Here is a 24,999-nt window from a genome sequence, read left to right as displayed (position 1 = left end):
TGAAGACCTTCGCCCGCGGCTGGCAGTTCGTCATGGAGCCCGACGGCACCCTGCACGTCACCACCCCGTCCGGGATCACCCGCACGACCTGGCCACCGGGCCTGCGCCGACCCCCACCCGAACCACCCCCGGACCAACCCGACGACGACCCACCGTTCTAGGAGCCTGCTGGATCGGGGACTCGTCCGACGGGGGGAACGGCGCGACGCTGAGATTCAGGAAGGGCACTGGCCTCCTAGAGCACCTTCGACAGGAACGCCTTCGTCCGTTCGTGCTGGGGGTCGGCCAGCATCCGTCGGGGTGCGCCCGCCTCGACGACGACGCCGTCGTCCATGAACACCAGGGTGTCGCCGACCTCGCGGGCGAAGCCCATCTCGTGCGTGACGACGAGCATCGTCATGCCGCTCTCCGCGAGACCACGCATCACGTCGAGGACCTCACCGACCAGCTCGGGGTCCAACGCCGACGTCGGCTCGTCGAAGAGCATGAGCTTGGGTTCCATGGCCAGGGCGCGGGCGATGGCCACCCGCTGCTGCTGGCCGCCGGAGAGCTGGTTCGGGTAGGAGTGGACGCGGTCCCCGAGGCCCACCCGCTCCAGCTGAGCGGCCCCGAGGTCACGGGCGGCGTCCCGGCGGAGCCCCTTCACCTGGATCGGCGCCTCGATGACGTTCTCCAGCGCGGTCATGTGTGGGAAGAGGTTGAAGCGCTGGAACACCATGCCGATGTCCCGTCGCTGCGCGGAGACCTCCCGGTCCCGCAGTTCGTGCAGCTTGCCGCCCTTCTCCCGGTAGCCGATGAGCTCGCCGTCGACCCACAACCGGCCGGCGTTGATCTTCTCCAGGTGGTTGACGCAGCGCAGGAACGTGGACTTGCCCGACCCGGAGGGGCCGATCACGCACATCACCTCGCGCGGGGCGACCTCGAGGTCGATGCCCTTGAGCACGTCGAGCTGGCCGAAGGACTTGCACACTCCCTCGGCCTTGACCATCGGGCCGGCCGGCACCGGGCCGCCCGCGTCGCCGGTCAATGCGAGCTCCCCACGATCCGGGCCGTTCGCTCGGCGCGCTGGGCCCGCGTCTCCCGCGTGCCGAAGCCGCGGCTGAACCGCTTCTCCAGGAAGTGCTGCCCCACCATGAGCAGGCTGGACAGTGCCAGGTACCAGAGGATCGAGGCCACGGCCATCGGGATGATCTGGAAGGTCCGGCTGCCGATCGCCCGCAGCTGGAAGTTCAGCTCGCTGGTCACGGGCACCGCGATGAGCAGCGAGGTGTCCTTGAGCATGGCGATCGTCTCGTTGCCGGTCGGCGGGATGATCACCCGCATCGCCTGGGGCAGGACGATCCGGCGCATCGTCCGGCTCCGGCTCATGCCCAGCGCGCTGGCGGCCTCGGTCTGCCCCGGGTCGACCGACTGGATGCCGGCCCGCACGATCTCGGCCATGTACGCCGCCTCGGACAGCGCCAGGCCGATCAGGCCCGCGGTGAAGCCGGCGAAGATCTGGTTGCCGTCGAGGCCGAGGAACCGCAGGTCACCGCTGAACCCGAAGAAGTCCATCAGCTGGCGGTCGAACGGGATGCCGAGGTCGTAGGTCGCGTACAGCGCACCGAGGTTGGCGCAGAAGAACAGCAGGACGATGCGCGGGATGGCGCGGAAGAACCAGATGAAGGTCCACGCCGCCCCGGACACGACCGGGTTCGGCGAGAGGCGCATGACCGCGAGGACGATGCCGAGCAGCACCCCGAGCACCATCGCCAAGACGGTCATGATCAGCGTCGTCCGGGCTCCGCGGAGGACCGCCGGCGTGAACATGTTGTCGACCATGAAGCCCCACTGGAACACGGGGTTCGTGACGAGCATGTGCACGAACATCGCGATGAGCACCGCGATCAGGCCGGCGGCGATCCACCGGCCGGGGTGCCGCACCGGGATCGCCGTGATCTGCTCCGGCGGCGCCTGCCGGGTCGCGGTGTCGGAGGCCGTCTCGGGGGGCATGGCGAACGGGACTCAGCCGGCGGCCGGGTTCACGGTCGGATCGTCGATCGCGCCGTCCTCGACGCCCCACCGCTGCAGGACCTCGAGGTAGCTGCCGTCGTCGACGAGCGCCTGCACCGCGTCGGCGAGCGCCTGCGCGAAGTCGGTCTCGTCCTTCGGCACGACGTAGCCGTAGGGGGCGGAGTCGTAGATGTCGCCGAGCAGCTCGAGCTGGTCCCCCGTCTGGTCGACCGCGTAGGCCATGACGGGGGAGTCGGCCAGGCCGGCGGCGTCCCGGCCCGAGGCGATCGCGGCGGTGGCCTGGTCCTGGCCGTCGTACTGGTCGATCGTGATGGGCTCGTCGCCGGCCGCCACGCACGCGTCGGAGCGGGCGGTGATGTCGTCGACCTGCACGGTCGCCTTCTGGACGGCGATCGCCAGGCCGCAGGCGTCGTCGGGGTCGACGTCGTCCGGGTTGCCCGCCCGCGTCGCCCATTGGGTGCCGGCCGAGTAGTAGCTGACCATGTTCACCTGGGTCATGCGCTCGGCGTTGATCGTGAACGAGGAGACGCCGACCTCGTACCGCCCCGATCCGACGCCGGCGATGATCGAGTCGAACGGCGCCGTCTCGAACTGCGCCTCGAGCCCCAGCTTCTGGGCCACCAGCGTGAACAGGTCCACGTCGAACCCGACGATCGTCTCGCCGTCCTCGGCGATGAACTCGCTGGGCGCGTAGGTCGTGTCGCTGCCCACCGAGATCACGCCGTCCTCGCTGACCGCGGCGGGCACCATGGCGGCCAGGGCGTCGTCGGCGGCGACCGACGGCAGCGGGGTGGCGCTGCTGCCGTCCCCCGAGCCGGACGACGTGTCGCCGGAGTCCCCGCCACAGCCCGCGGCGACGAGGGTCACGCTGGTCAGGGCCGCCACGGCAGCGGCCGCTCGACGGGTCAGGGGACGTCCGGTCACGGCGACCACTCCTCGGGAGGCGTACGACGCCGACTGTCGCGCGCGGAGCGTGTCGCGTCCGGACCCAGTGGTCGCAGGTTCGCAGGACCTACGTCACCGGTCCTGCCGCTACCCCGTCGGGGTCGCCGTCGTCGGGACCGCCGGCACCGACGTCGTCCCCGTCGTCGTCGGGACGGTGGGGGTGGTCTCCGACGGGAGCGTCGACTCCGTGGTCGGTGCGGTCGTGGTGTCCTCGGGAGTGGTGGGGACGGCGGTGCTCGTGGGGGCGGGCGGCGTGGTCGTCGTCGGCGCCGGGGTGGTGCCGCCGGTCGTCGTGGCGGGCTCGGTCACCGGGGTGTCCCCGCCGGTCGTCGTCGTCCCCTCCGGGTCGGGGCGCACGTTGAGGTAGAGGGCGAACAGGGCCAGGAACAACACCCCGAGGACGGCGGTGGACGTCCGCGCTCGCCCCAGGTGCGAGGGGATGCCCGACCACCAGCGGTGCGGCCGGGCCGGCGGCGGGGCGGTGCTGACCGTCGGCTGGTCCACGACCTCCTGCTCGCGGGTCGCGTCGTCGGGCCCGGTCATGCGTCCCCCTCCCGGCCGGCGCCGTCGACGAGTGCCGCCTCCTGGGCCGGCGGGGGCGCCACGGTGATGCCCTGGCCGGCGAAGGCCCGCACGATGCGGGCGCGCAGGTCCCGCCCGACCTCGAACTGCTTGCCCGGCAGCGTGCGTGCGACCACCCGCACGTTCACCTCGTCCAGCCCGAGGCTCTCCACGCCCATGACGGTCGGCGGGTCGAGCAGCAGCGGCCGCATCGCCGGGTCGCGGAACGCGTCCCGCCCGACCTCGCGGAGGATCTCGTTCACCCGGTTGACGTCCACGCTGGTCGGGACGGGGACGTCGACCACCGCCCGCGCCCAGTCGCGGGACAGGTTGACCACCTTCACGATCTGCCCGTTCGGGACGGTGATCACCTCGCCGTTCTGGGAGCGCACGCGGGTGACCCGCAGCGTGACGTCCTCGACCGTGCCCTCGGCGGGGTCGCCGCCGCCGACGACCTGGATCGAGACGACGTCGCCGAAGCCGTACTGGCGCTCGGTGATGATGAAGAAGCCGGCCAGGACGTCGCCGACGATGCGCTGGGCGCCGAACCCCAGACCCACACCGAGCACGGTCGCTGGTGCGACGAGGCCGGTCACCGGGACGCCGAGCCGCTCGAGGACGAAGAAGACCGAGATCGAGTAGATGAGCACGATCGCCGCCCAGGTGAGCACCTGGGTCAGCGAGTGGCGGTGCTTGGCCGCCTCCGAGCGCACGAGCGCGTCCCCGCCGGTGGCCTTGGCGTCGATGCGGTCGGTGATCCGGTTGCCGGTCCAGGCGACGAACCGGGCGAGCAGCACCGACCCGAGGATGATCAGCACGACCTCGAGGCCGCGCCCGGCGAACCAGGTCAGGACGTCGTCGAGGGCTGCGGACATCAGCGGGCCTCGACGAACAGCGACTGTGCCGAGCGGCCGATCGCGCCCTCGGCGTCGAACAGCACGGCGAAGGCCTGGGCGGCGCCGGAGTCGCCGAGCACCGTCCGCGCGTCCATCCCGAGCCACTCGCCCCGCGGCGGGCGGTGCAGGGCCACGGTGAGGTCGACGTTGGCGAACGTGGCGGCCTGCCAGTCGAGCGCCGCGGAGATCCCGCTGGCCGCGTCGGTCATGACCAGGAGGTGTTCCAGCGGCGACATCGGCTCGCCCTCGACGAGGGTGCACTGCGGCCGGGTCCACGCGGCGGCCGGTCCGGGTGCGTTGAAGCTGCCCGCGGCGAAGCGCCAGTCCAGGGCCCGGTGGTAGGCGATCTCCTGGGTGAAGAAGGCGGCCGATTCCGGCCGGCTCTGCTCGGGTCCGGCGGGCACCGGGACCGGGGGCGCGTCGACGGGCGTCGCGCCGTCGTCGCGGACGCGCATCCGCCAGGCGGTCAGCCGCATGAGGGGGCGGTCGTCGGCGCCGGAGAGCACCGCCTCCAGCAGCTCGATCCGGCGGCCGGGCCGGAGCACCTCGGTGGAGATCCGCATCGGGCCGACCGGGACGGGCCCGAGGATGTCGTAGGCCAGCCGGACGGTCTGGCCGCCCTCGATACCGCTCGCCCGCTCCGCCGCGCGGGCCAGCAGCGCCGCGGGAGGGCCGGCGTGCTGGAAGGCGGGGTCCCAGGGGCCGATGGTCAGCGCGGTGGCCTGGAACTCGGTGGCCTGGAACTCGGTGGCCGCGAATTCGGTGGCCTCGAAGCCGTCGGCCGTCGTGGGGACGTAGAGGGCGCCGGGCAGATCCATACCCGCAGTCTGGCCTGGCGGACCGACGCTCACCGCGAGGGGTCGGGCCCGCCCGGGCTGATCCGCACCGCTCGCCTCAGGGCGCACAGCTCGTCGTCCGTCGCCACCCACCCCGGCGGCATGCGGAGCCCCACCTTCTTCGCCCCGGTGGTGCTGATCGCGGTCCGCACCACCGCCGCGGTCTCCGCCGGGTCCTCCACCAGTTCGCCGCGGGCGGCCCACCGCCGGCCACGGGCGGTGACGGTGACGGAGGCGCCACCGGTGAAGTTCAGCGCCCACGAGGCGTCGGTCAGGGCGTACAGCGCGCCCGCATGGGGACGAGCGAGCACGGGCACGCTCAGCTGTCGTCCGCTGCGCCTGCCGGTGAACTCCAGCAGGAGCACCGCGCCGGTCACGCCGGCGGCGGGGGACCGGGCCAGGGACCGGACTACGGGATTGACCACCCAGCGCATGAGCGTGCGCGGCGGAGGCGTGGACCGGGGGCCGGCCGCGGTCGTCACCGGACCGCACCCATGGTGCGCCGGACGGCTTCGGCCACGCCGGATCCGTCGTCGTCCACCGGCTCCATGTAGAAGCGCGCCCACCGGACGACGTCCTGGTGCCGTTGCCGGTCGAGGCCGAGGACGGTCACGCCACGCATCCGCAGGACGCTCCCGTCGGCCCGGTTGCCCGACCAGTCCCACTCGGCCCAGAGCGCCGGGTCCTCGGGGGAGCCCTCCGCCCAGCGGAGGAGGACGGCCCGGAGATCGGGCACCGCCGCGAGGATGTGGGTCCAGTTCGCCCGGACCTGGTCGCGGCCGGCGAAGCCGCGGGCGGGATGGACGGGCGTCTCGTTGCGGTAGTCCGCCGCGAACAGCGCCACGAGCGCGTCGAGGTCGTGTGCGTCGATCGCCTGCTGGAGGCGGTGGAGCATCGTGGGCGGGTGATCCGTCATCGCGGACCGCCTTTCGTTACATGCCTCTGTATCGGATAGTGGCACCGTGGACTCCTCCCCCGGTGCGGTCAAGAGGCGCTACGACACGACGCGTCGCCGGGCGCGCGCCGACGATGCGCGGCGGCGTGTCCTCGACGCAGCGCAACGGCTGTTCCTGCACGGTGGATATGCGGCCACGACCATGGCCGCGGTCGCTGCCGAGGCAGGCGTCTCCGTGGAGTCGGTCTACAAGGCGCACGGGAGCAAGGCGCGACTGGTCCTCGCCGTCTTCCACCATGCGATCAGGGGAGACGCCCGCGAGTCCGCGGAGGAGCGCGCCGACCGGATCTCGGTCCACGAAGCGGACCCGGTGCGCCGGCTCCGGGGCTTCGGGGCGATCGTCGGCGCGGTGACGGCGCGCGTGGCGCCGCTGATGCTGCTGGTCAGTGCGGCGGCGGGGGCGGACGAGGAACTCGCGGCCGCGTGGCAGCAGATGCAGGCAGAGCGGCTGGAGAGGATGGCCGGCCACGCGCGACGCCTCGCCGACGGCGGACATCTGCGCGCGGGTGTCACCGTGGACGAGGCGCGCGACGTCTTCTGGCTGTTCACCGCCCCGGAGGTCTACGACCTGATGGTCGGCCAGCGGGGGTGGTCGACCGACCGGTTCGGCGCCTGGGTCGGCGACGCGTACGTCGCGGCGCTCCTCGAACCGCACGCTCGGACCGCCTCGTCAGGGCCGGCCGTCTGACTGCCCGCTCCGGCGTGAGTCCCAGAGCGCGGCGGCGGTCCAGGCGGCCGTGACGACGGTGCCGGTCACCCACAGCCAGCGCAGGTCGGCAGGGGTGGACAGCAGCAGCAGGACGGCGACCACGAGGGAGGCGCCGGCCAGCGGGACCGAGCGCGCGAGCGTGCCCAGCGTGCCGGGGCCCGGGACGGCGACGAACACGACGGTGGCCACCACGAAGAGGAACGCGCACAGCGCGGCGAGGATCGCCGACGTCGCGCCGAACTCGCCCGGGAGGCCGATGCCGGCCAGCGTGAACGCGAGCATCGCGCCGGCCAGGGCCAGCAGGGTGCGGCGCCGCCGGTCGGACCAGGGGGGCCGTGGTTCCACGGGACCTCCTCGGTGTCGCTGCGGGCGCCTGTCCAGGGAACAACGCGCCGGAGCCCGCCGGCGTCCCGCGGTGCGCCGGACGACACGTCGCGACTCCCCCCGGTAGGGGGCACAACCCTGGACGGGGACTACATTGCCGGGGTGCCCCGCACCGCCCATCCGGCCCTCGGCTACGCGTTCACGCTGGCGGCCGCGGCGATCTTCGCCGTCAACGGCACGGTGTCGACGCTGGCCCTGCAGGCCGGGATCCCCGCCACCAACCTCACCGCGCTGCGCTGCACCGGGGCGGCGATCACCCTGGTCGCCGTCCTGGCCGTGGTGGCGCCGGCGCGCCTGCGGATCACCTGGCGCGAGGTCCCGTTCCTCGCCGTCTTCGGCGTCGTGGGCGTCGCGCTCACCCAGTTCCTGTACTACGTGGCGATCGGGCGGATGCCGGTCGGGATCGCGCTGGTCTTCGAGATGACGGCGCCGGTGTTCATCGCCCTCTACGTCTGGCTGGTCCGCCGCGAGAAGGTGCGCAGCCGGCTGTGGCTGGCGCTGCTGCTCTCGCTGTCGGGGCTGGTGCTGGTCGCCGAGGTGTGGCAGGGCGGCGGCTCGCTGAACCCGGTCGGCGTGGGCGCCGCCCTGATCGCCGCGCTCTGCCTGGCCACCTACTACCTGATGGGCGAGCGGGGCACGGTCACCCGCGACCCGGTGGCGCTGACCTGCTGGAGCTTCGTGGCGGCGGCGGTGTTCTGGGCGATCGCCGCGCCGTGGTGGAGCTTCGACGCGGGCGTGCTCGCCGAGGACGTGCCGCTCTCGCTGGGCTCGCTCGAGCTGCCGCTGTGGGTGCTGGTCGCGTGGATCGTCGTCCTCGGGGCCGTGGTGCCGTTCTGGCTGTCCATCGCCGCGCTGCGCCACCTGCCCCCGACGGCGGCCGGCCTGGTCGCCACCGCGGAGCCGGTGTTCGCCTCGATCGTCGCCTGGCTGTGGCTCGAGCAGGTGTTGTCGGGATGGCAGGTCGCCGGTGGCGTCGTCGTCCTGACCGGGATCGTGCTGGCCCAGACCGCCCGCGCCACGCCGGTGCCCACCGTTCTCCCCGAGACGCCCGCCGCCCTGGCGAGCTAGCGAGACCGTTCAGCGGAGGCGGCGCACCGGGACGACCATCGGCGTCCCGGCCACGGGATCGGGGATCACTCGCGCCTCCAGGTCGAACACGTCGGCCAGCAGCCGCTCGGTGAGCACCTCGGCCGGTGTCCCCGAGGCCACCAGCGCGCCGTCCTTCATGGCCACCAACCGCTGCGCGTAGCGCGCCGCGAGGTTGAGGTCGTGCAGCACGACGACGACGGTGCGCCCGCGGTCGGCGTGCAGGCGGAAGACCAGGTCGAGGACGTCGATCTGGTGGGACAGGTCGAGATAGGTCGTCGGCTCGTCGAGGAGCAGCAGGTCGGTGCCCTGCGCCAGCGCCATGGAGATCCACGCGCGCTGCCGCTGGCCGCCGGACAGCTCGTCCACCGGGCGGTCGGCGAGATCGGACAGGTCGGTCCACGCCAGCGCCTCGGCCACCACCGCCTCGTCGTCCCTCGACCACTGCCGCAGCCAGCTCTGGTGCGGGTGCCGGCCGCGGGCGACCAGGTCCGCGACGGTCAGCCCCTCCGGCGCGGTCGGCGTCTGCGGGAGCAGGCCGAGCACGCGGGCCACCTCGCGGGTCGGCGTCCGTGCGATCGCCCGGCCGTCGAGCAGCACCCGGCCCGCCTGCGGCCGCATCAGCCGGCCCAGTGCGCGCAAGAGTGTGGACTTGCCGCAGCCGTTGGGTCCCACGATCGCCGTGAACGACCCCTCGGTGAGCTCGAGGTCGAGGTCGTCGACGACGACGCGATCGTCGTAGGCCAGCCGGACGCGCTCGGCCGCGAGACGGACCGGTCCGGTCCGGACGGGTGGGCGGTGCAGGACCTGGGTCATGTCGTTCTCCGCCTTCCGCGGACCAGTAGCCAGAGCAGGTAGGGCGCGCCGAGGACGGCGGTGAGGATGCCGACGGGAAGCGCCTGCGGGAGCGCCGTCCGGGCGGCGAGGTCGGCACCGACCACGAGCACCGCGCCGAGCAGCGCCGAGGCCAGCAGCGGCGGCCGGGAGCCGCCGGTGAGGCGCACCGCGATCTGCGGGACGACCAGCGCGACGAACGTGACCGGTCCCGACGCGGCGACGGCGACGGCGACGGCGACCACCGCGAGCAGCACGACCACCGTCTGGGCCAGGGGCAGCCGCACGCCGAGCCCGCGGGCGGTGTCGTCGCCGAACTGGAGGACGCCGAGCACCCGGCTCGTGGCCAGCGCGAGGGGCAGGACCACGGCCAGCGTCCCCAGCAGCGGCAGGGCGTGGTCCCAGGTGCGGGCGTTGAGCGAACCGGTGATCCAGACGTAGGCCGCGGCCGCGTCGGTGATGTCGGCCCGGGTGAGCAGCCAGTCGGTCAGCGCCGCGGCGGCCGACCACAGCGCGATGCCCACGAGGACCAGCCGGTAGCCGTCGATGCCCGAGCGCCACGTCAGCGCCAGCAGCAGGCTCCCGGCGAGCAGGGCGCCGGCCAGGGCGGCGACGGGGACGCCGAGGCCGCCGAGCAGCGCCCCGGCCGGCCCGCCCCCGCCGGCGAGCACGATGGCCGCGACGGCGCCCACCGACGCGCCCTGGGTGATGCCCAGGACGTCGGGGGAGGCCAGCGGGTTGCGGGCGAAGGTCTGGAACAGCGCACCGGCCAGGCCCAGCGCCGTGCCGACCAGCGCGCCGACGACGATCCGGGGGGCGCGCAGCTCGAGGAGCACGAACGCCTGCGACGGATCGCCGAGGCCGACCAGTGTGCGGAGCACGTCGCCGACGCCGATCGGGAAGTCCCCGCGGCCCAGGCTGAGCGCCGAGACGAGCACCAGGACCACGCCGGTGGTCAGCGGCACGAGCACGGATCGCCAGCGCAGCCGCCCGGACACCGGACCGAGGCGCACGGCCTGGGCGGTCGCCGTCGTCGCGCTCACAGCCCGACCGTCCGGCGGCGGCGGACGAGCGCGATGAAGAAGGGAGCCCCGATCAGCGCCAGGACGATGCCCGCCTGCAGCTCACCCGGCCGTGCCGCGACGCGGCCGAGCACGTCGGCGGTCAGCAGCAGCACCGCCCCGAGGAGACCGGCGCACGGGATCAGCCATCGGTGGTCGGGGCCGGTGAAGGCGCGGACGACATGCGGCGCGACCAGCCCGACGAACGCGATCGGCCCGCAGGCGGCCGTCGCGGCGCCGCAGAGCAGGGTGACGGCGAACAGCCCCACGGCGCGGGCGGGCCAGATGCGCTGGCCCAGCCCGCGGGCGACGTCCTCCCCCAGCGACAGCAGATTCAGCGCGGGCGTGTTCGCCACGGCCAGGGCGATGCCCACGGCGATGAACGGCGCGACCTGCCAGGCGACATCGGCTCCCCGGCCGGCCAGGGAGCCGACGACCCAGAAGCGGAAGCTGTCGAGGGTCTGCGCGTCGCCGACGAGCAGCGCCCGCACGAGGGCGTAGAGCAGGGCCGAGAGGGCCGCGCCCGCCAGGGCGAGGGTCAGCGGGGTGGCGCCGCCGGGGCCGGCCGAGCCGATCGCGTACACGAGGACGGTGCCGGCCAGGGCGCCGGCGAGGGCGAACCACACGTAGCCCGCCGGCGTCCCCACACCGAGCAGCGAGATGGCCAGGACGACGGCCAGCGAGGCGCCCGCGGTCACGCCCAGCAGCCCGGGATCGCCGAGCGGGTTGCGCGTGTGCCCCTGCATCAGCGCGCCCGCGATGCCGAGCGCGGTGCCGACGAGCAGCCCGAGCACGGTCCGGGGGATCCGCAGGCCGCGCACGATCACGGCGTCGTCGGTGGCCAGGGACGGGTCGGCCAGCGCGCGCCAGACGTCGCCCAGGCCGATCGACCGGGTGCCGACGGCGATGCTCGCCAGTGCGGCCACGACCGCCAGTACGACCAGCAGGCCCAGGCCGAGCAGTCGCCGGGTCCGCACGGGCATCCGCCGGGCCGGGGAAGCCGGTGCGACGACCGGAACGGTCACGTGCGGCTCCCAGAGGCGAGGGCAAGCTAGGGAAGGCTTACCTTACTCATCTCCAGGAGATGCGGAGCGGCCCGGGCGGCCCCAGGGCGACCAGGGCCGCGCGCAGCGCCCGGAACCCCTCGGCCGGCAGCCGCGCGCGCCAGCCCTCGACCACCTCCGCGGCCGCCTCCTCCGCGGCGGCTGTGCACGCGCGCCCGCGGTCGGTGAGTTCCAGCAGTCGGGCGCGGGCGTCGCGCGGATCGGGGTGTCGCACGACGTATCCGCGGCCGACCAGCTGCTCGACCAACTGGCTGGCTGCCTGCTTGGTGATCCCCAGGTGCTCGGCGATGTCGGCGTTGGTGGCGGCGCCCGCGCTGATCCGCGCGAAGGCGAAGCCGTGAGCCGGTCGGACGTCGGAGAAGCCGCGCGCCGACATGCCGGCCTGGACGCCGTCGATCAACCGGCCGGCCAGACCCAGCACCGCGGCCGCCGTCGTCCAGTTCTCCTCGTCCATGGCTCCACCTTGACAGAGCAGTCAAGCAGCTTGACCATATGGTCAACCAACTTGACCACTGGAGGAGATCCCTGTGCCCGTCTTCCGCGCCCCCGACGCCCAGACCTTCGAGACCCACGGCAGCCGCTTCACCGCCTACGTCGCGCCCTCCCGCGGCAGCCGCGAGCTGTGCAGCTGGCGGCTCGACGTGCCGCCGGGCCTGATCGGCGCCCCGCACCGGCCCAGCCGCGAGGAGGTCCTGCTCGTGCTGGCCGGCAGCCTCGAGGTCACGCTCGACGGCGAGCGGGCGCAGGTGTGCGCGGGCGACGTCGTCCTCGTGCCCGCCGATGCCGAACTTCAGGTCGACGGCGGGCCCGCGGGAGCCGCTGCCTGGGTGACCACCACCCCGGGCCTGGAGGCCCGGCTCCCGGACGGTTCGACGATCGCGCCGCCCTGGGCGAGCTGAGGCGTCAGTCGGTGCCGGCCTCCATGGCGGCGCGGTCGAGCAGTTCGTCCTCGTCCGAGACCTCGCCGCGCGAGGCGATCACCTCGGCGCCGCCCGCGGTCATCGCACCGATGAGCCCGGTCGAGGCCGCCTGTGCGGCGCCGATGGCCGCGGGCGTCGAACCCCCCACCATGCCGAGCCCGGCGTACTGCTCGAGCTTGGCGCGGGAATCGGCGATGTCGAGGTTGCGCATCGTCAGCTGGCCGATCCGGTCCACCGGGCCGAACGCCGAGTCCTCCGTCCGCTCCATGGAGAGCTTGTCGGGGTGGTAGCTGAAGGCGGGGCCCGTGGTGTCGATGATCGAGTAGTCCTCGCCGCGCCGCAGGCGGAGGGTCACCTCGCCGGTGACCGCCATGCCGACCCAGCGCTGCAGGGACTCCCGCAGCATCAGCGCCTGGGGGTCCAGCCAGCGGCCCTCGTACATCAGCCGGCCGAGCCGCCGGCCCTCGCTGTGGTAGCTGGCGAGGGTGTCCTCGTTGTGGATCGCGTTGACCAGCCGCTCGTAGGCCGCGTGCAGCAGCGCCATGCCGGGCGCCTCGTAGATGCCCCGGCTCTTGGCCTCGATGATGCGGTTCTCGATCTGGTCGGACATGCCCATGCCGTGCCGGCCGCCGATGGCGTTGGCCTCCAGCACCAGGTCGACGGCGGAGGCGAATTCCTTGCCGTTGATCGTCACCGGCCGGCCCTGGGCGAAGCCGATCGTGACGTCCTCGGGGGCGATCTCGACGGCGGGATCCCAGAAGCGCACGCCCATGATCGGCTCGACGGTCTCGATGCCGGTGTTGAGGTGCTCGAGCGTCTTGGCCTCGTGCGTCGCACCCCAGATGTTGGCGTCGGTCGAGTAGGCCTTCTCGGCACTGTCGCGGTACGGCAGACCGTGGGCGAGCAGCCACTCCGACATCTCCTTGCGGCCGCCGAGCTCGTGCACGAAGTCGGCGTCCAGCCACGGCTTGTAGATCCGCAGCGAGGGGTTGGCGAGCAGTCCGTACCGGTAGAACCGCTCGATGTCGTTGCCCTTGAAGGTCGACCCGTCGCCCCAGATCTGGACGTCGTCCTCGAGCATCGCCCGCACGAGCAGGGTGCCGGTCACCGCCCGCCCGAGCGGGGTGGTGTTGAAGTAGCTGCGGCCGCCGGACCGGATGTGGAACGCACCGCAGGTCAGGGCTGCGAGCCCCTCCTCGACGAGCGCCGCGCGGCAGTCGACGAGCCGGGCGATCTCGGCGCCGTACGCCGTCGCCCGGCCGGGCACCGAGTCGATGTCGGGCTCGTCGTACTGGCCGATGTCGGCCGTGTAGGTGCAGGGCACCGCACCCTTGTCCCGCATCCACGCGACGGCCACCGAGGTGTCGAGCCCCCCGGAGAAGGCGATCCCGACGCGTTCGCCGACCGGCAGGGAGGTGAGCACCTTGGACATGCTCAGGATTATGCACGCCTATGCATGACCATGCAAAGGCGGTCAGTTCGCGAGCGCCGCCTCGATCGCCTCGCGGACCTCGGGCGCCTGCGGCTCGACCTTCGTCCGGAACCGGGCGACGACGGCGCCCCTGCGGTCGATCAAGAACTTCTCGAAGTTCCACTGCACGTCGCCCGCGGTGCCCGACGCGTCGGGCGCCTCGGTCAGCCGCTCGTAGAGCGGGTGTGCGTCCGGCCCCTTCACGTCGACCTTCTCGGTCAGCGGGAACGTCACGCCGTAGGTGGCCGAGCAGAACTGCGCGATCTCCTCGGCGGTTCCGGGCTCCTGGCCCTTGAACTGGTTGCACGGGACGCCGAGCACGGTGAAGCCGCGGTCGCGGTACTCCTCGTGCAGGGCCTCGAGGTCGGCGTACTGCGGCGTGAACCCGCACTTGCTCGCGACGTTGACGACGAGCGCCACGCGCCCCTCGGTCAGCGCGCCGACGGTCGCCGGGTTGCCTTCCAGCGTGGCCACGGGCAGGTCAAGGAGGTCGCTCATGCACCGCCGCAGCGCTCAGGGTGCGGACTTCATTCCAGGCTGCTGACGTCGTCGGGCACGTCGACCGCGTACTGGCGCAGCGCCTCGAGGGGCACGATCTCCAGGGCGCGCTCGTTGGTGGCCGCCAGCACGACGCCGGACGCCGCGCCGGCCTGGTAGGCCTGCATCCAGCGGGCGGCGACCACGCACCAGCGGTCCCCCGGCTTCAGCCCCGGGAAGCCGTACTCCGGTCGCGGGGTGATCAGGTCGTTGCCGAGGTCGCGCTGCAGCGCCAGGAAGTCGGCGGAGACGACGGCGCAGACGGTGTGCCGGCCCAGGTCGTCCGGTCCGCTGGTGCAGCTCCCGTCGCGGTAGAAGCCGGTGACCGGGTCGGTGCCGCACGGCTCCAGCGGGGCGCCGAGCACGTTGCGCTCCTCGGTGGGCTCGGGCGTCACGGCGGCTCCTGGCTCCAGAGGGACGGGCGCGCGGTCAGGATGGCAGGGTGCGGACATGAGCGTCGAACCGTCGACCCCCGAGGTCCTGTGGCAGCCCACGCCGGAGAGCGTCGGCGCCACCCGGATCGCGGCGTTCGCGGCATCGGTCGAGCGGCGGCGGGGCCTGTCCTTCGGCTCGCCTCCCGACTACGACACTCTGTGGCGGTGGTCGCTCGAGCACCTCGACCAGTTCTGGGCCGAGGTCGCCGAGTGGTCCGGCGTGCTGCCCGGCGTCCCGGACGACGAGGTGCTGACCGACCGGTCGATGCCCGGCGCCGTCTGGTTCCCGGGACGCACGGTCAACTACGCGGAGCAGGCGTTGCGGCACGCCACTGATCAGCGCCCTGCGCTCATCGCCACCGCCGAGGACGGCGACCCCGTCGAGATCTCCTGGGCGACCCTGCGCGGCCAGGTCGGCGCCTTCGCGGCCACCCTGCGCGAGCTCGGCGTGCAGCCGGGCGACCGGGTGGCCGGCTACCTGCCCAACGTGCCCGAGGCGGTCGTCGCGTTCCTCGGCACGGCCTCGATCGGGGCGGTGTGGTCCTCCTGCGCGCCCGACTTCGGCACCCGCGCGGTGCTCGACCGGTTCGCCCAGATCGAGCCGAGCGTGCTCGTCGCCGTCGACGGCTACCGGTTCAACGGCAAGGACTACGACCGGCGCGACGTGGTCGCCGAGCTGCGGGCCGCGCTGCCCACCGTGCGGGCGACGATCGCCGTCCCCCGGCTGCGCGACGACCTCCCCGACGGCGCGCTGGCGTGGGCCGACGCGGTCGCGGGCGTCTGCGAGCCCGAGTTCGCGGCGCTGCCGGTCGACCACCCGCTGTGGATCGTCTACTCGTCGGGCACGACCGGGCTGCCCAAGGGGATCGTGCACGGCCACGGCGGGGTGGTGCTCGAGCAGCACAAGAACCTCGGCCTGCACCTCGACGTCGGGCCGGGTGACCGCTTCTTCTGGTACGCCTCGACCGCCTGGATCATGTGGAACCTGGCGACGTCGGCGCTGCTCGTGGGCGCGACCGTGGTCGTCCACGACGGCGCCCCGGCCTACCCGCAGCTGGACGCCCAGTTCGCCCTCGCCGCGCGCACCGGCATCACCTACCTCGGCACCAGTGCGGGCTACCTGACCGCGTGCGAGAAGGCCGGCCTCCGGCCGGGCGAGGACCACGACCTCTCGGCGCTGCGGACGATCGGGTCGACCGGCTCGCCGCTGCCCGCCGCGGCCTTCCGGTGGGTCTACGACGCGGTGAAGCCCGACGTGCTGCTCGGCTCGCTGTCGGGCGGCACCGACGTGGCCACCGGGTTCATCGGCAGCTCGCCGTTGCTGCCGGTGACGGCGGGGGAGCTGCAGCGGCCGATGCTGGGCGTCGCCGCGGCGTCCCGGGACGAGGAGGGACGGCCGGTCGTCGGCGAGCTGGGCGAGCTGGTGGTCACCGAGCCGATGCCGACGATGCCGCTCTACTTCTGGAACGACCCGGACGGGTCGCGGTACCGGGAGGCCTACTTCGAGCCGTGGCCCGGCGTCTGGCGGCACGGCGACTGGCTGGAGATCACCGAGCGCGGCACCTGCCTGATCACCGGCCGCTCGGACTCCACGCTCAACCGCGGCGGCGTCCGGATGGGCACCGCCGACATCTACGCCGCCGTCGAGTCGATCCCGGCGGTGCTCGACTGCGTCGTCCTCGGCGTGGAGCAGCCCGACGGCGGCTACTGGATGCCGCTGTTCGTGCAGCTGGCGCCCGGGGAGTCGCTGACCGACGAGCTGGTGGCCACCCTCCGGGCGGCGATCCGCGAGCAGGCCAGCCCCCGGCACGTGCCCGACGAGATCATCGAGGTCCCCGCCGTCCCGCACACGCGGACCGGGAAGCGGCTGGAGGTGCCGCTGAAGCGGCTGTTCCAGGGCGTCGACCCGGCGAAGGCGCTGAACGTGGGGGCCGTCGACGACGCCGCCGCGGTCGAGCACTACGTCCGCCTCGCCCAGGAACGCCGTCAGGCCTGAACCAGCTTTCTGTACCGAAAGCTGACTCAGGGGCGGAACGGGCCGCGCAGGACGGCCCACTGGAGCAGCATGATCGTCTTGGCGTCGGCGATCCGGCCGTCGTCGATCATGTCGAGTGCCTCGTCGATGTCGAGCTCGACGACCTCGATGTCCTCCCCCTCCTCCTCGAGGCCGCCGCCGTTCCCGGTGCGGTCGGCGGGGGAGTACGGCGCGACGTAGAAGTGCAGCCGCTCGGTCACCGACCCGGGGCTCATCCACACGTCGAACACGTGCTCGACCTCGCCGACGGCGACGCCGAGTTCCTCCTCGACCTCGCGGCGGACGGCGGTCTCCGGGTCCTCGTCGTCGAGCAGGCCCGCGGCGGCCTCCAGCAGCATGCCGTCGGGGTGGCCGTTCACGTACGCGGGGAAACGGAACTGCCGGCTGAGCAGCACCGTGCGCCGGTCGGCGTCGTAGAGCAGCAGCGTGGCGCCGTTGCCCCGGTCGTAGGTCTCCCGCTGCTCGGTGGTCCAGGTCCCGTCGGGACGGCGCCGCTCGAGCGTCGTCCGTCGCAGCACGTGCCATCCGCTGGCCAGGAGCTCGACCTCCCGGACGACGATGTCGGGGTTGCCGGCGAGGTCGCGGCCCACCCGGTCCAGGCCGGTGCGGCCGCGATGGTCGGGGACGTCGACGCCGGGCACGCTCACGGGTGAGCACCCTAGGGCGTGGTCTCGCTCACCTTCCGGATGACGACGGCGTGCGGCGGGCATCCCCAGCCACCAAGGTGTACGAACCCACACCCGAAGAGCCCGCCCGCCCCACCCCGCCCGCCGAGGAGTGAGCCGACGATGACGTCGAGCGAGAGCGAGACCTGGCAGCCGAAGCCGCCGGAGCTGTTGCCGCCGTGGCACACGCCGGAGCGGGAGAAGCTGCAGGAGCAGGCCCGCCGGTTCGCGATGGACGAGGTGCTGCCGGTCGCTAACGAGCTGGACCCGCAGAAGGGCGAGATCCCGGCGTCCCTGCTGTCGCGGCTGGCCGAGCTGGGCTACTTCGGCATCACCGTGCCTGCCGAGCAGGGCGGGCTCGGGCTCGGCGTCTTCGAGTACTGCATGGTCAGCGAGGAGCTGGCCCGCGCGTGGATGTCGACGGCCAGCATCCTGGCCCGCTCCCAGGGGCTGGGCACCGCCGTCCTCGACGCCGAGCGCCGGCACGACCTGCTGGCCCGCAGCGCGCGCGGCGACTGGATCGGCGCGATCGCGCTGTCGGAGCCCGACGCCGGCTCCGACCTGGCCGGGGTCTCGACCCGGGCGGTGTTGGACGGGGACGTGTGGGTCGTGACCGGCCACAAGCGCTGGTGCGGCAACGCGAAGGCCGCCGACTTCATCCAGGTGCTGGTCCGCGAGCGCGACCCGGAGGAGGGGGAGTCGCGCTCGGCCGGGCTGGTCAACCTGCTGCTGGAGAAGGAGCGGGGGCAGTTCCCCGAGGGCCTCTCCGGCTACCCGATCGACAAGGTCGGCTACCACGGCTTCCTCACCTGGGACCTGCAGTTCGACGGCGTCCGCATCCCGAAGGACAACGTCATCGACCAGGCCAAGGCCGCCCGGGAGGACAGCGACGAGGAGGGCGAGGCCGCCGAACAGGCCGGGTTCGCCGAGGCGCAGAAGTTCCTGAACACCGCGCGGGTGCACACCGCCGCCCGGGCCGTCGGCCTGGCCCGCGCCGCGCTGGAGGACTCGATCCTCTACCTCCAGGAGCGCGAGCAGTTCGGGCACCCGATCGCCGACTTCCAGGCACTGCGGTTCAACGTCGCGGAGATGGCCGCGCAGATCGAGCAGTCGCGGGCCTTCTACCGCCAGGTCGCCCACCTGCTCGACCTCGGCCTGCCGTGCGCGAAGGAGGCGTCGATGGTCAAGCTCGAGGCGACCGAGATGTCGGTGCGGGTGACCAACCAGGCCATGCAGCTGCACGGCGGGAACGGCTACACGACCGAGCGGCAGGTCGAGCGGCACTGGCGCGACGCCCGGCTGACGACGATCTTCGAGGGCACCAGCGAGATCCAGAAGCGGATCATCAGCGACCGCCTGCTCCCCCGCAGCCCGCTGGCCTGAGCCGCCGTCGTCCGTCCGCGCTCTTGCGCGGTTGCTGCCGCCTTCTGGGTGGTGCACCACTCGCAGGGCGCGCGCAACCGCGCACGAGCAGTCACGGCAACCGCAGCACCCGGGCCTCCCACGGTGCCAGTACGGCGGGGTCGTCGACCGGCAGGTTGCCGAGCACCAGCTCGGCCCCGGTGGTCTGGGGGAGCAGGTCGGCCAGCGGCTGCGGGGTGCGACTCAGGTTGCAGGCCACGAGCAGCACCTCGCCGTCGAGGGACCGCGTGAACGCGTACACCTGCTCGTGGTCGGGCAGCAGCATGTGGAAGTCGCCCAGGGCGACGACCGGGTTCTCGTGCCGGAGCGCGATGAGCCGCCTGTAGTGGGCGAGCACCGACGTGTCGTCGGACCGCTGCCGCTCGGCGTTCCACTCCACGTGGTCGGGGTTGACCGGCAGCCACGGCGTGCCGGTGGTGAAGCCGGCCGACGGCGACGCGTCCCACTGCACGGGGGTGCGGGCGTTGTCGCGGCTCATCTTCCGGAGCGCGGCCAGCACGTGGGCCGGTTCCTCGCCGGCGGAGACGGCGTGCACGTAGTGGTTGAGCGACTCGAGGTCGGAGAAGTCGTCGAGGGTCTGGAACGGGTAGTTGGCCATCCCGATCTCCTGCCCCTGGTACACGTACGGCGTGCCGCGGTGCAGGTGCAGCAGCGTGGCCAGGCAGGTCGCGGAGTCGCGGCGGTAGCGCGGTGAGTCGTCGCCGAAGCGGGAGACCGCGCGCGGCTGGTCGTGGTTGTCCCAGTACAGGGAGTTCCACCCGGAGGTGGCCAGGCCGGCCTGCCATCGGCCGAACGACGCCTTGAGGTCGCGCATCCGCAGCGGCTGGATGTCCCACTTCCGGGCGCCGTGGTCGAGCCCGACGTGCTCGAACTGGAAGACCATGTCGACCTCGGCGCGGGCCGGGTCGGTGAACAGCTCGGCGTCCTCGACGGTCACGCCCGGCATCTCGCCGACGGTCAGGAACGTTCCGTCCCGCCCGGCGAACACCTCGCGGTGCATCTCGGCCAGGAATTCGTGGATCCGCGGGCCGCACAGGAACTGCCCCGAGCCGTCGCCGAGGGAGGAGCCCGGCAGCGGCGGGCCGTCGTGCAGGTGGCCGTCGTCGGCCACCACCTTGCTGATCATGTTGATGACGTCCATGCGGAACCCGTCGACCCCGCGGTCGAGCCACCACCGCATCATCGCGTGGACCGCCTGCCGGACCTCGGGGTTCTCCCAGTTCAGGTCGGGCTGCTTGCGGTCGAACAGGTGCAGGTAGTACTCGCCGCTGGCCGGGTCCAGCGTCCAGGCGGGGCCCGAGAAGAACGACTGCCAGTTGGTCGGCTCCGCGCCCGGGTCACCGGCGGCCATGCCCCCGCGCGGCGGGCGCCACCAGTACCAGTCGCGCCGGGGCGAGGCCGGGGACGACCGGGACTCCCGGAACCACGGGTGCTCGTCGCTGGTGTGGTTGACCACCAGATCCATCAGCAGCTTCATCCCGCGGGAGTGCAGCGCCTCGATCAGCTCGTCGAGCTGGGTCAGCGAACCGAACAGCGGGTCGATGTCCTGGTAGTCGCTGATGTCGTAGCCGTTGTCCGCCTGCGGCGACGGGTAGACCGGCGAGAGCCACAGGACGTCGACGCCGAGGTCGCTCAGGTGGTCCAGCCGGGAGAGGACGCCGCCGAGATCGCCGATCCCGTCGCCGTCGGAGTCCATGAACGAGCGCGGGTAGACCTGGTAGACGACCGCGCGGGTCCACCAGGGGGCGTCGGCGGTCACCGCGTCCTCCTCGGAGTCGGCCTCCGTCAGGACGACGGCGGCGAGTGGTGGACCGCCTCGACGTTGTTGCCGTCGGGGTCCCGGACGAAGACGCCGTAGTACCCCGGGTGGTACTCGGGCCACACCCTCGGCTCGTGCAGGATCTCGGTGCCCGTCTCCTTCGCGGCGGCGAACACCGCGTCGACGGCCTCGCGCGAGGGGGCCTGCAGCGCCAGGTGCACCGGGCGGTGGCCGGAGTCCTCCATCGGGCTCACCCACAGCTGGGGCATCCCGTCGGGCCCGCAGAGGCCCACCACGGGGCCGTTCGGGGTGTCGTGGCGCATGGCCTCGCGGATGCCGCAGGCGGCGAAGACGCGCACGTAGAAGGCGGCGGCGGCCTCGGCGTCGGCAACCTGGAGGCCAAGGTGGTCGATCATGCCCGGACCGTAGCGGCGGGGGCCGACACCCGGGTAGGGCGGACGCGCCGCCGTCGTCCCGGGCCCTTCCTGCGGCCCCACCGGAGCGCTGATTGGATGGGACGACGACGCCGGGACCGTCCCGGTGCGGGAGGGAGAACCGTGGCCGAGCTGACCCGACCCGAGGTCGACCCGCCGACCGGGCCCGCCCCGGACGACCTGGTGATCGAGGACCTCGTCGTCGGCGACGGCCCCGAGGCGACCGCGGGCAGCCTGGTGAGCGCCCACTACGTCGGAGTCACCCACGAGGGCGGCGAGCAGTTCGACGCGTCCTGGGACCGCGGCGACCCGCTGGAGTTCCGCCTCGGCGTGGGCATGGTCATCCAGGGCTGGGACGAGGGCATCGCCGGCATGAAGGTCGGCGGCCGCCGCCGGCTGACGATCCCCGCGCACAAGGCGTACGGCGAGCGCGGCGCCGGCGGCGTCATCAAGCCCGGCGCCACCCTGGTGTTCGTCGTGGACCTGGTGGCGGTGCGCTGACGTCGATCGGTGTCCCCCAGGCGGCCATGTCCGATGCCGAAGCGGCCGCCTGAGGGACATCGTTCCGGCGCACGGGCCGGGAAGTTGAACGTGCAAGGAATCGAGGTGGGTGGCGCCGCGTTGGGCCGGGCGTGCAGGTAGAGATCTGGTCCGACGTCGTGTGTCCGTGGTGCTACATCGGCAAGCGCCGGCTGGAGGCCGCGCTCGAGCGGTTCCCCCACCGCGACGAGGTCGAGATCGTCTGGCGGTCCTTCCAGCTCGACCCGAGCGTTCGCGAGGGCGAGACGCACCCGACGCTGCCCGCGCTGGCCGCCAAGTACGGCACCACCCAGGACGCGATGCGCGCGAACATGGCCCGGGTCGAGCAGGTCGCCCTCGAGGAGGGCCTGCGGTACCACCTCGCCGACGGCGTCAGCGGCAACACGCTGCTCGCCCACGAGCTGCTGCACCTGGCCGCCGAGCGCGGACTGCAGGGTCCGCTCAAGGAGCGGCTGCTGCACGCGCACTTCGAGGAGGGGCGCTCGGTCTTCGACGTCGACGCGCTGGTCGCGCTCGGGGCCGAGGTCGGCCTCGACGAGGGCGAGGCGCGCGAGGCCCTCACCGACCGTCGCTACCTGGCCGCCGTGCACCAGGACGCAGAGACCGCGCGGGCCCTGGGCGCGACCGGCGTCCCGTTCTTCGTGGTCGACCGGACGTACGGCGCCGCCGGCGCCCAGCCCGCCGAGCTGCTGCTGCAGATCCTCGACCGCGCCTGGGCCGAGAGCCACCCGCTGGTGACGGTTCCGGCCGCCGACGCCTGCGGCGACGACGGCTGCGCGCTCTAGTCAGCCGAGCAGCTTCGCCGCGGCCGCCAGCGCCTTCTCCGCATCGGCGGTGAGCTGCCGGACGACGTCGGTCGCCGAGCGCTCCGCCGTCACTAGCCCGACCGCCTCGCCCGCGTAGATCGGGGCGGTGGCGGGGTCGCCGGTGCTCCGGCCCTCGACCACGAGCCGGCGTGCGGCCTCGTCCTGGACGAGGTCGTCCTCGCGGCCGTGCCAGACGCGGGAGAAGTCGTTGACCAGCGCCCGGCCGGGCCAGCGCACGGGCCAGTCGATGCCCTCCGCGACGTCGAAGGCGCGGGTCAGCACGGTCTCGTCGCCGGTGGCCGCGCGCACCCGCTCGCGGGCGGCGGCGCCGTTGAGTCCCTCGGTGCAGGCGAGCAGCGCCGTCCCCACCCAGACGCCGGCGGCGCCGGCCGCGAGCATCGCCGCCATGCCGGCGCCCGTGGCGATGCCGCCGGCCGCCACGACCGGCCGGTCGGTGAGGGTCAGGACCTCCTGCAGCAGCGGGAGCAGCGCGCGCTGCCCCGTGTGGCCGCCCGCCTCGGTCCCCTGGGCGACCAGCACGTCGACGCCGGCGTCGACGGCCCGGGCGGCGTCGGCGAGGGTGTTGACCTGCGCCGCGACGGCGATCCCCGCGTCGTGCAGCGGGCCGACGTAGGGCCCGGGATCGCCGAAGGACATCGACACCAGGCTCGGCTGCGCGGCCACGGTGGCGTCGAACAGGTCCGGCCGGTCGGCGAGGGTCCAGATCATCAGCCCCACGCCGAACGGATCCTGCGAGGCCGCCGGGATCGCGCACTGCTCGGTCACGAACTCAGGCGTGTGCCGGCCGCTGACGCCGATCATCCCGAGGCCGCCGCCCGCCGAGACCGCCCGCGCGAGCTCCCCGCCGGCGACCCCGGCCATCGGCGCCCCGATCACCGGGGTGGTGAGGTCGAACCAGCGGGTCAGCGGCGTCCGGATCACCGGGCCATCGTGCCGCGCGCCGGCCGCCGGCGCGCAGGCGGTGCACCGGCGCCTGCGATCAGGTCGGCGGGGCGATCTGCGTGAACGGCTCGCCGGTGTCGGCGTCGTCGTCGGCCTGCGCGGCGTCGTCGGCCGGGGGCACGCCTCCGGTCAGGGGGAGGCCGCCGGCCGCCGTCTCGTCGGCCGACGACTCGTCGAGGTCGGGGGTCTGCGGGTCGGTATCGGTCATGGCGGGCCCATGCCCGCGCCGTCGCCGTCCGAACCGCTGGTCAACGCGTAACGGATGTGTTACGCATGTGCCGTGCAGTCCCTGGCGGCGCTCGCGGACCCGATCCGGCGGGAACTGGTCGACCTGCTCGCGGGCGGCGAGCGCTCGGCCGGTGAGCTGGCGAGCCGCTTCCCGGTGAGCCGGCCGGCCGTCAGCCGGCACCTCCGCGTGCTGCGTGAGGCCGGGCTGGTGCGCGTGCGCACCGACGGCAAGCGGCGGCTCTACGTCCTGGACCCCCAACCGCTGCGCGAGCTGGACACCTGGCTGGAGCGCTACCGCGACCTGTGGGCCCAGCGACTGGATGCCTTGGACACCGAGATCGCCCGCGGACGGCGGGCAGCGAGGAACGGAGGGCCGTCATGAGCGAGCACGCGAGCGCCGAGGACCGACGGGGGACGGTGACGGCCGAGGCCGACGGCCGTCAGCGGCTGGAGTTCCGCCGGTCCTGGCCGGACCCGATCGACGACGTCTGGTCCGCCCTGACCGAGCCCGAGCGGCTGGCGCGGTGGATCGGCCGGTACGAGGGCGAGCGGGCGCCCGGTGGCGCGGGCACGTTCTTCATGACCCACGAGGAGGGCGAGCACACCGGCTCGCCGGCGACGATCGTCGAGTGCGCGCCACCGCGGCGTCTGGTGGTCGACACGACGGGCCCTGGGGAGATCTGGCGGCTCGAGCTGGACCTGGCCGAGGAGGGCGCCGGCACGGTGCTGGTGTTCCGCCAGTGGTTCGCCGCCGACGCCGACGTCGCCGACTTCGCGGGCGGCTGGCACTGGTACCTCGACAAGCTGGACGCCGAGGTCAGCGGCCGGCCGGGGCCGGCCGAGTGGGACACCTTCTGGGCCGAGGTGGGGCCGGGCTACCGCCCGGCCTGACGATTCGCGCCCGCGACGGCCATGGCGATCGTCCCGGCGAAGCCGACGACGACGATCGGGGTCTCGACCGGGTCGACCACGCGGCCGGTGAGCACCTGCCGGTTGAAGCGCTCCGAGAGGTAGCCGCCGATCATGCTGGTACCGAGCAGCCGGAGCATGCCGCGGGCACGGTCGTCGGGCCCGGCGGCGAGCCGAGCGACCGCGTACGCCTGCGCGGCGAGCATGTAGGACGGCGCGCTGTACGCGGTGCCGAACCACCACGAGTCCCGGCCGACGTGGTCCGGGCTCCCCGTCATGAACGGCACGTCAAAGTGGCGGCGGCGCCGGAGGGCCACGACCTGACCGGTGACGCTCGCGGCGAGCTGGACGGCGGAGACGGCGACGAGGAGCCGGCGGGGTGACATGCCCGCGCACGATAGGGGCGCCGGCCCGTCGACAGACCATGAGATGTGGCGCACACCGCGCTCCGCCAGGGACTTTCGACCTGAACGCAAGACGTCCTAGACGTAACATCTCTCACGGTTACAGACGTCTAGAACGTCGGTAACCT

At 73.4% G+C, this 24,999-nt stretch carries 31 protein-coding genes; 9 read left to right on the top strand and 22 right to left on the bottom strand.

Annotated features, from left to right (window positions below):
• Positions 1 to 235 precede the first annotated feature (235 nt).
• The 8 genes from ABD644_RS03745 to ABD644_RS03710 form a co-directional block, all read right to left on the bottom strand.
• Positions 236 to 1,027: an amino acid ABC transporter ATP-binding protein gene (locus tag ABD644_RS03745; RefSeq protein WP_425547376.1), complete on the bottom strand. Its 792-nt coding sequence runs from the start codon at positions 1,025 to 1,027 to the stop codon at positions 236 to 238.
• Entirely contained in the window at positions 1,024 to 1,992 is a 969-nt protein-coding gene (locus ABD644_RS03740; RefSeq protein WP_344687178.1) for an amino acid ABC transporter permease, read from the bottom strand. Before ABD644_RS03740 ends, ABD644_RS03745 begins: the two co-directional genes overlap by 4 nt.
• A 12-nt stretch (positions 1,993 to 2,004) precedes the next feature.
• Positions 2,005 to 2,937: an ABC transporter substrate-binding protein gene (locus ABD644_RS03735; RefSeq protein WP_344687177.1), complete on the bottom strand. Its 933-nt coding sequence runs from the start codon at positions 2,935 to 2,937 to the stop codon at positions 2,005 to 2,007.
• A gap of 108 nt (positions 2,938 to 3,045) precedes the next feature.
• A complete protein-coding gene (locus ABD644_RS03730; protein WP_344687176.1) occupies positions 3,046 to 3,501 on the bottom strand; it encodes an Rv3103c transmembrane domain-containing protein in 456 nt (151 codons plus the stop codon).
• Positions 3,498 to 4,394, bottom strand: a complete 897-nt coding sequence (locus ABD644_RS03725; RefSeq protein WP_344687174.1) for a mechanosensitive ion channel family protein — start codon at positions 4,392 to 4,394, stop codon at positions 3,498 to 3,500. Before ABD644_RS03725 ends, ABD644_RS03730 begins: the two co-directional genes overlap by 4 nt.
• Complete coding sequence (locus ABD644_RS03720) at positions 4,394 to 5,233, bottom strand: thioesterase family protein (RefSeq protein ID WP_344687173.1); 840 nt, start codon at positions 5,231 to 5,233, stop codon at positions 4,394 to 4,396. Before ABD644_RS03720 ends, ABD644_RS03725 begins: the two co-directional genes overlap by 1 nt.
• A gap of 29 nt (positions 5,234 to 5,262) precedes the next feature.
• On the bottom strand, positions 5,263 to 5,733 hold the full coding sequence (locus ABD644_RS03715; RefSeq protein WP_344687172.1) for a PNPOx family protein: 471 nt from the start codon (positions 5,731 to 5,733) through the stop codon (positions 5,263 to 5,265).
• Positions 5,730 to 6,167, bottom strand: a complete 438-nt coding sequence (locus ABD644_RS03710; protein WP_344687171.1) for a nuclear transport factor 2 family protein — start codon at positions 6,165 to 6,167, stop codon at positions 5,730 to 5,732. The genes ABD644_RS03715 and ABD644_RS03710 overlap by 4 nt, the downstream gene beginning before the upstream one ends.
• 46 nt (positions 6,168 to 6,213) lie before the next feature.
• On the opposite strand from ABD644_RS03710, the gene ABD644_RS03705 reads away from it, so the two are divergent.
• Complete coding sequence (locus tag ABD644_RS03705; protein WP_344687170.1) at positions 6,214 to 6,894, top strand: TetR/AcrR family transcriptional regulator; 681 nt, start codon at positions 6,214 to 6,216, stop codon at positions 6,892 to 6,894.
• Here ABD644_RS03705 and ABD644_RS03700 read toward each other — a convergent pair.
• The gene (locus tag ABD644_RS03700) at positions 6,877 to 7,260 is read right to left on the bottom strand and encodes a hypothetical protein (RefSeq protein WP_344687169.1); all 384 of its coding nucleotides are present in this window, start codon (positions 7,258 to 7,260) and stop codon (positions 6,877 to 6,879) included. The two genes, ABD644_RS03705 and ABD644_RS03700, sit on opposite strands and share 18 nt — an antisense overlap.
• Positions 7,261 to 7,401: 141 nt before the next feature.
• Between ABD644_RS03700 and ABD644_RS03695 the strand changes: the two genes are divergently transcribed.
• Positions 7,402 to 8,367 (top strand): EamA family transporter, encoded by a 966-nt coding sequence (locus ABD644_RS03695; RefSeq protein ID WP_344687168.1) that lies wholly within the window; start codon positions 7,402 to 7,404, stop codon positions 8,365 to 8,367.
• Positions 8,368 to 8,376: 9 nt separating this feature from the next.
• Here the strand turns inward: ABD644_RS03695 and ABD644_RS03690 are convergent, their stop codons facing one another.
• The 4 genes from ABD644_RS03690 to ABD644_RS03675 are packed head-to-tail and all read right to left on the bottom strand — an operon-like array spanning position 8,377 to position 11,798.
• A complete protein-coding gene (locus tag ABD644_RS03690) occupies positions 8,377 to 9,201 on the bottom strand; it encodes an ABC transporter ATP-binding protein (RefSeq protein ID WP_344687167.1) in 825 nt (274 codons plus the stop codon).
• Positions 9,198 to 10,262, bottom strand: a complete 1,065-nt coding sequence (locus tag ABD644_RS03685; protein WP_344687165.1) for a FecCD family ABC transporter permease — start codon at positions 10,260 to 10,262, stop codon at positions 9,198 to 9,200. Before ABD644_RS03685 ends, ABD644_RS03690 begins: the two co-directional genes overlap by 4 nt.
• Positions 10,259 to 11,305 carry a FecCD family ABC transporter permease gene (locus ABD644_RS03680; protein WP_344687162.1) on the bottom strand — a complete coding sequence of 349 codons (1,047 nt, stop codon included), beginning with the start codon at positions 11,303 to 11,305 and terminating at the stop codon, positions 10,259 to 10,261. The genes ABD644_RS03685 and ABD644_RS03680 overlap by 4 nt, the downstream gene beginning before the upstream one ends.
• Before the next feature lie 46 nt (positions 11,306 to 11,351).
• A complete protein-coding gene (locus tag ABD644_RS03675; RefSeq protein ID WP_344687161.1) occupies positions 11,352 to 11,798 on the bottom strand; it encodes a MarR family winged helix-turn-helix transcriptional regulator in 447 nt (148 codons plus the stop codon).
• Between the two features lie 73 nt (positions 11,799 to 11,871).
• On the opposite strand from ABD644_RS03675, the gene ABD644_RS03670 reads away from it, so the two are divergent.
• Positions 11,872 to 12,243: a cupin domain-containing protein gene (locus tag ABD644_RS03670; protein ID WP_344687160.1), complete on the top strand. Its 372-nt coding sequence runs from the start codon at positions 11,872 to 11,874 to the stop codon at positions 12,241 to 12,243.
• Positions 12,244 to 12,247: 4 nt separating this feature from the next.
• Here the strand turns inward: ABD644_RS03670 and argG are convergent, their stop codons facing one another.
• The 3 genes from argG to ABD644_RS03655 are packed head-to-tail and all read right to left on the bottom strand — an operon-like array spanning position 12,248 to position 14,667.
• Positions 12,248 to 13,696, bottom strand: a complete 1,449-nt coding sequence (gene argG, locus ABD644_RS03665; protein ID WP_344687159.1) for an argininosuccinate synthase — start codon at positions 13,694 to 13,696, stop codon at positions 12,248 to 12,250.
• A gap of 42 nt (positions 13,697 to 13,738) precedes the next feature.
• Positions 13,739 to 14,233 carry a glutathione peroxidase gene (locus ABD644_RS03660; protein ID WP_344687158.1) on the bottom strand — a complete coding sequence of 165 codons (495 nt, stop codon included), beginning with the start codon at positions 14,231 to 14,233 and terminating at the stop codon, positions 13,739 to 13,741.
• Positions 14,234 to 14,262: 29 nt separating this feature from the next.
• Positions 14,263 to 14,667, bottom strand: a complete 405-nt coding sequence (locus ABD644_RS03655) for a DUF2237 family protein (RefSeq protein WP_425547374.1) — start codon at positions 14,665 to 14,667, stop codon at positions 14,263 to 14,265.
• 55 nt (positions 14,668 to 14,722) lie between these two features.
• Here ABD644_RS03655 and ABD644_RS03650 point away from each other — a divergent pair, with 55 nt between their 5' ends.
• On the top strand, positions 14,723 to 16,702 hold the full coding sequence (locus ABD644_RS03650) for an acetoacetate--CoA ligase (RefSeq protein ID WP_344687156.1): 1,980 nt from the start codon (positions 14,723 to 14,725) through the stop codon (positions 16,700 to 16,702).
• A 26-nt stretch (positions 16,703 to 16,728) separates the two neighbouring features.
• On the opposite strand, the gene ABD644_RS03645 is transcribed toward ABD644_RS03650, so the two are convergent.
• A complete protein-coding gene (locus tag ABD644_RS03645; protein ID WP_344687154.1) occupies positions 16,729 to 17,388 on the bottom strand; it encodes an NUDIX domain-containing protein in 660 nt (219 codons plus the stop codon).
• Positions 17,389 to 17,529: 141 nt separating this feature from the next.
• Between ABD644_RS03645 and ABD644_RS03640 the strand changes: the two genes are divergently transcribed.
• On the top strand, positions 17,530 to 18,789 hold the full coding sequence (locus ABD644_RS03640; RefSeq protein WP_344687152.1) for an acyl-CoA dehydrogenase family protein: 1,260 nt from the start codon (positions 17,530 to 17,532) through the stop codon (positions 18,787 to 18,789).
• A 91-nt stretch (positions 18,790 to 18,880) separates the two neighbouring features.
• On the opposite strand, the gene ABD644_RS03635 is transcribed toward ABD644_RS03640, so the two are convergent.
• The gene (locus ABD644_RS03635; protein ID WP_344687151.1) at positions 18,881 to 20,587 is read right to left on the bottom strand and encodes a glycoside hydrolase family 13 protein; all 1,707 of its coding nucleotides are present in this window, start codon (positions 20,585 to 20,587) and stop codon (positions 18,881 to 18,883) included.
• Between the two features lie 26 nt (positions 20,588 to 20,613).
• Positions 20,614 to 21,003, bottom strand: a complete 390-nt coding sequence (locus ABD644_RS03630) for a VOC family protein (RefSeq protein WP_344687150.1) — start codon at positions 21,001 to 21,003, stop codon at positions 20,614 to 20,616.
• 141 nt (positions 21,004 to 21,144) lie between these two features.
• On the opposite strand from ABD644_RS03630, the gene ABD644_RS03625 reads away from it, so the two are divergent.
• Both ABD644_RS03625 and ABD644_RS03620 read left to right on the top strand, forming a co-directional pair.
• On the top strand, positions 21,145 to 21,522 hold the full coding sequence (locus ABD644_RS03625; RefSeq protein WP_344687149.1) for an FKBP-type peptidyl-prolyl cis-trans isomerase: 378 nt from the start codon (positions 21,145 to 21,147) through the stop codon (positions 21,520 to 21,522).
• Positions 21,523 to 21,653: 131 nt separating this feature from the next.
• On the top strand, positions 21,654 to 22,346 hold the full coding sequence (locus ABD644_RS03620) for a DsbA family oxidoreductase (RefSeq protein ID WP_344687148.1): 693 nt from the start codon (positions 21,654 to 21,656) through the stop codon (positions 22,344 to 22,346).
• On the opposite strand, the gene ABD644_RS03615 is transcribed toward ABD644_RS03620, so the two are convergent.
• Together ABD644_RS03615 and ABD644_RS03610 are read right to left on the bottom strand one after the other, a co-directional pair.
• Positions 22,347 to 23,309 carry an NAD(P)H-dependent flavin oxidoreductase gene (locus tag ABD644_RS03615; RefSeq protein WP_344687147.1) on the bottom strand — a complete coding sequence of 321 codons (963 nt, stop codon included), beginning with the start codon at positions 23,307 to 23,309 and terminating at the stop codon, positions 22,347 to 22,349.
• A gap of 58 nt (positions 23,310 to 23,367) precedes the next feature.
• Entirely contained in the window at positions 23,368 to 23,538 is a 171-nt protein-coding gene (locus tag ABD644_RS03610) for a hypothetical protein (RefSeq protein WP_344687145.1), read from the bottom strand.
• A gap of 72 nt (positions 23,539 to 23,610) precedes the next feature.
• Here ABD644_RS03610 and ABD644_RS03605 point away from each other — a divergent pair, with 72 nt between their 5' ends.
• Complete coding sequence (locus ABD644_RS03605; RefSeq protein WP_344687144.1) at positions 23,611 to 23,940, top strand: ArsR/SmtB family transcription factor; 330 nt, start codon at positions 23,611 to 23,613, stop codon at positions 23,938 to 23,940.
• Entirely contained in the window at positions 23,937 to 24,449 is a 513-nt protein-coding gene (locus tag ABD644_RS03600) for an SRPBCC family protein (protein WP_344687143.1), read from the top strand. The genes ABD644_RS03605 and ABD644_RS03600 overlap by 4 nt, the downstream gene beginning before the upstream one ends.
• Here the strand turns inward: ABD644_RS03600 and ABD644_RS03595 are convergent.
• Complete coding sequence (locus tag ABD644_RS03595; RefSeq protein WP_344687141.1) at positions 24,434 to 24,853, bottom strand: hypothetical protein; 420 nt, start codon at positions 24,851 to 24,853, stop codon at positions 24,434 to 24,436. The genes ABD644_RS03600 and ABD644_RS03595 overlap by 16 nt on opposite strands.
• Positions 24,854 to 24,999 lie beyond the last annotated feature (146 nt).

Origin of the sequence: Blastococcus jejuensis (assembly GCF_039534705.1) — a bacterium.
In the GTDB taxonomy this organism is placed as follows: Bacteria; Actinomycetota; Actinomycetes; order Mycobacteriales; family Geodermatophilaceae; genus Blastococcus_B; species Blastococcus_B jejuensis.
This window is presented reverse-complemented; position numbering and strand designations above follow the sequence as displayed.

Excerpts from the sequence above, each read along its gene's own strand:
- ABD644_RS03660 (WP_344687158.1), bottom strand. The coding sequence starts at position 14,233 with ATGAGCGACCTCCTTGACCTGCCCGTGGCCACGCTGGAAGGCAACCCG.
- ABD644_RS03610 (WP_344687145.1), bottom strand. The coding sequence starts at position 23,538 with ATGACCGATACCGACCCGCAGACCCCCGACCTCGACGAGTCGTCGGCC.
- argG (WP_344687159.1), bottom strand. The coding sequence starts at position 13,696 with ATGTCCAAGGTGCTCACCTCCCTGCCGGTCGGCGAACGCGTCGGGATC.
- ABD644_RS03595 (WP_344687141.1), bottom strand. The coding sequence starts at position 24,853 with ATGTCACCCCGCCGGCTCCTCGTCGCCGTCTCCGCCGTCCAGCTCGCC.
- ABD644_RS03710 (WP_344687171.1), bottom strand. The coding sequence starts at position 6,167 with ATGACGGATCACCCGCCCACGATGCTCCACCGCCTCCAGCAGGCGATC.
- ABD644_RS03720 (WP_344687173.1), bottom strand. The coding sequence starts at position 5,233 with ATGGATCTGCCCGGCGCCCTCTACGTCCCCACGACGGCCGACGGCTTC.
- ABD644_RS03740 (WP_344687178.1), bottom strand. The coding sequence starts at position 1,992 with ATGCCCCCCGAGACGGCCTCCGACACCGCGACCCGGCAGGCGCCGCCG.
- ABD644_RS03725 (WP_344687174.1), bottom strand. The coding sequence starts at position 4,394 with ATGTCCGCAGCCCTCGACGACGTCCTGACCTGGTTCGCCGGGCGCGGC.
- ABD644_RS03730 (WP_344687176.1), bottom strand. The coding sequence starts at position 3,501 with ATGACCGGGCCCGACGACGCGACCCGCGAGCAGGAGGTCGTGGACCAG.
- ABD644_RS03640 (WP_344687152.1), top strand. The coding sequence starts at position 17,530 with ATGACGTCGAGCGAGAGCGAGACCTGGCAGCCGAAGCCGCCGGAGCTG.
- ABD644_RS03600 (WP_344687143.1), top strand. The coding sequence starts at position 23,937 with ATGAGCGAGCACGCGAGCGCCGAGGACCGACGGGGGACGGTGACGGCC.
- ABD644_RS03690 (WP_344687167.1), bottom strand. The coding sequence starts at position 9,201 with ATGACCCAGGTCCTGCACCGCCCACCCGTCCGGACCGGACCGGTCCGT.
- ABD644_RS03630 (WP_344687150.1), bottom strand. The coding sequence starts at position 21,003 with ATGATCGACCACCTTGGCCTCCAGGTTGCCGACGCCGAGGCCGCCGCC.
- ABD644_RS03675 (WP_344687161.1), bottom strand. The coding sequence starts at position 11,798 with ATGGACGAGGAGAACTGGACGACGGCGGCCGCGGTGCTGGGTCTGGCC.
- ABD644_RS03650 (WP_344687156.1), top strand. The coding sequence starts at position 14,723 with ATGAGCGTCGAACCGTCGACCCCCGAGGTCCTGTGGCAGCCCACGCCG.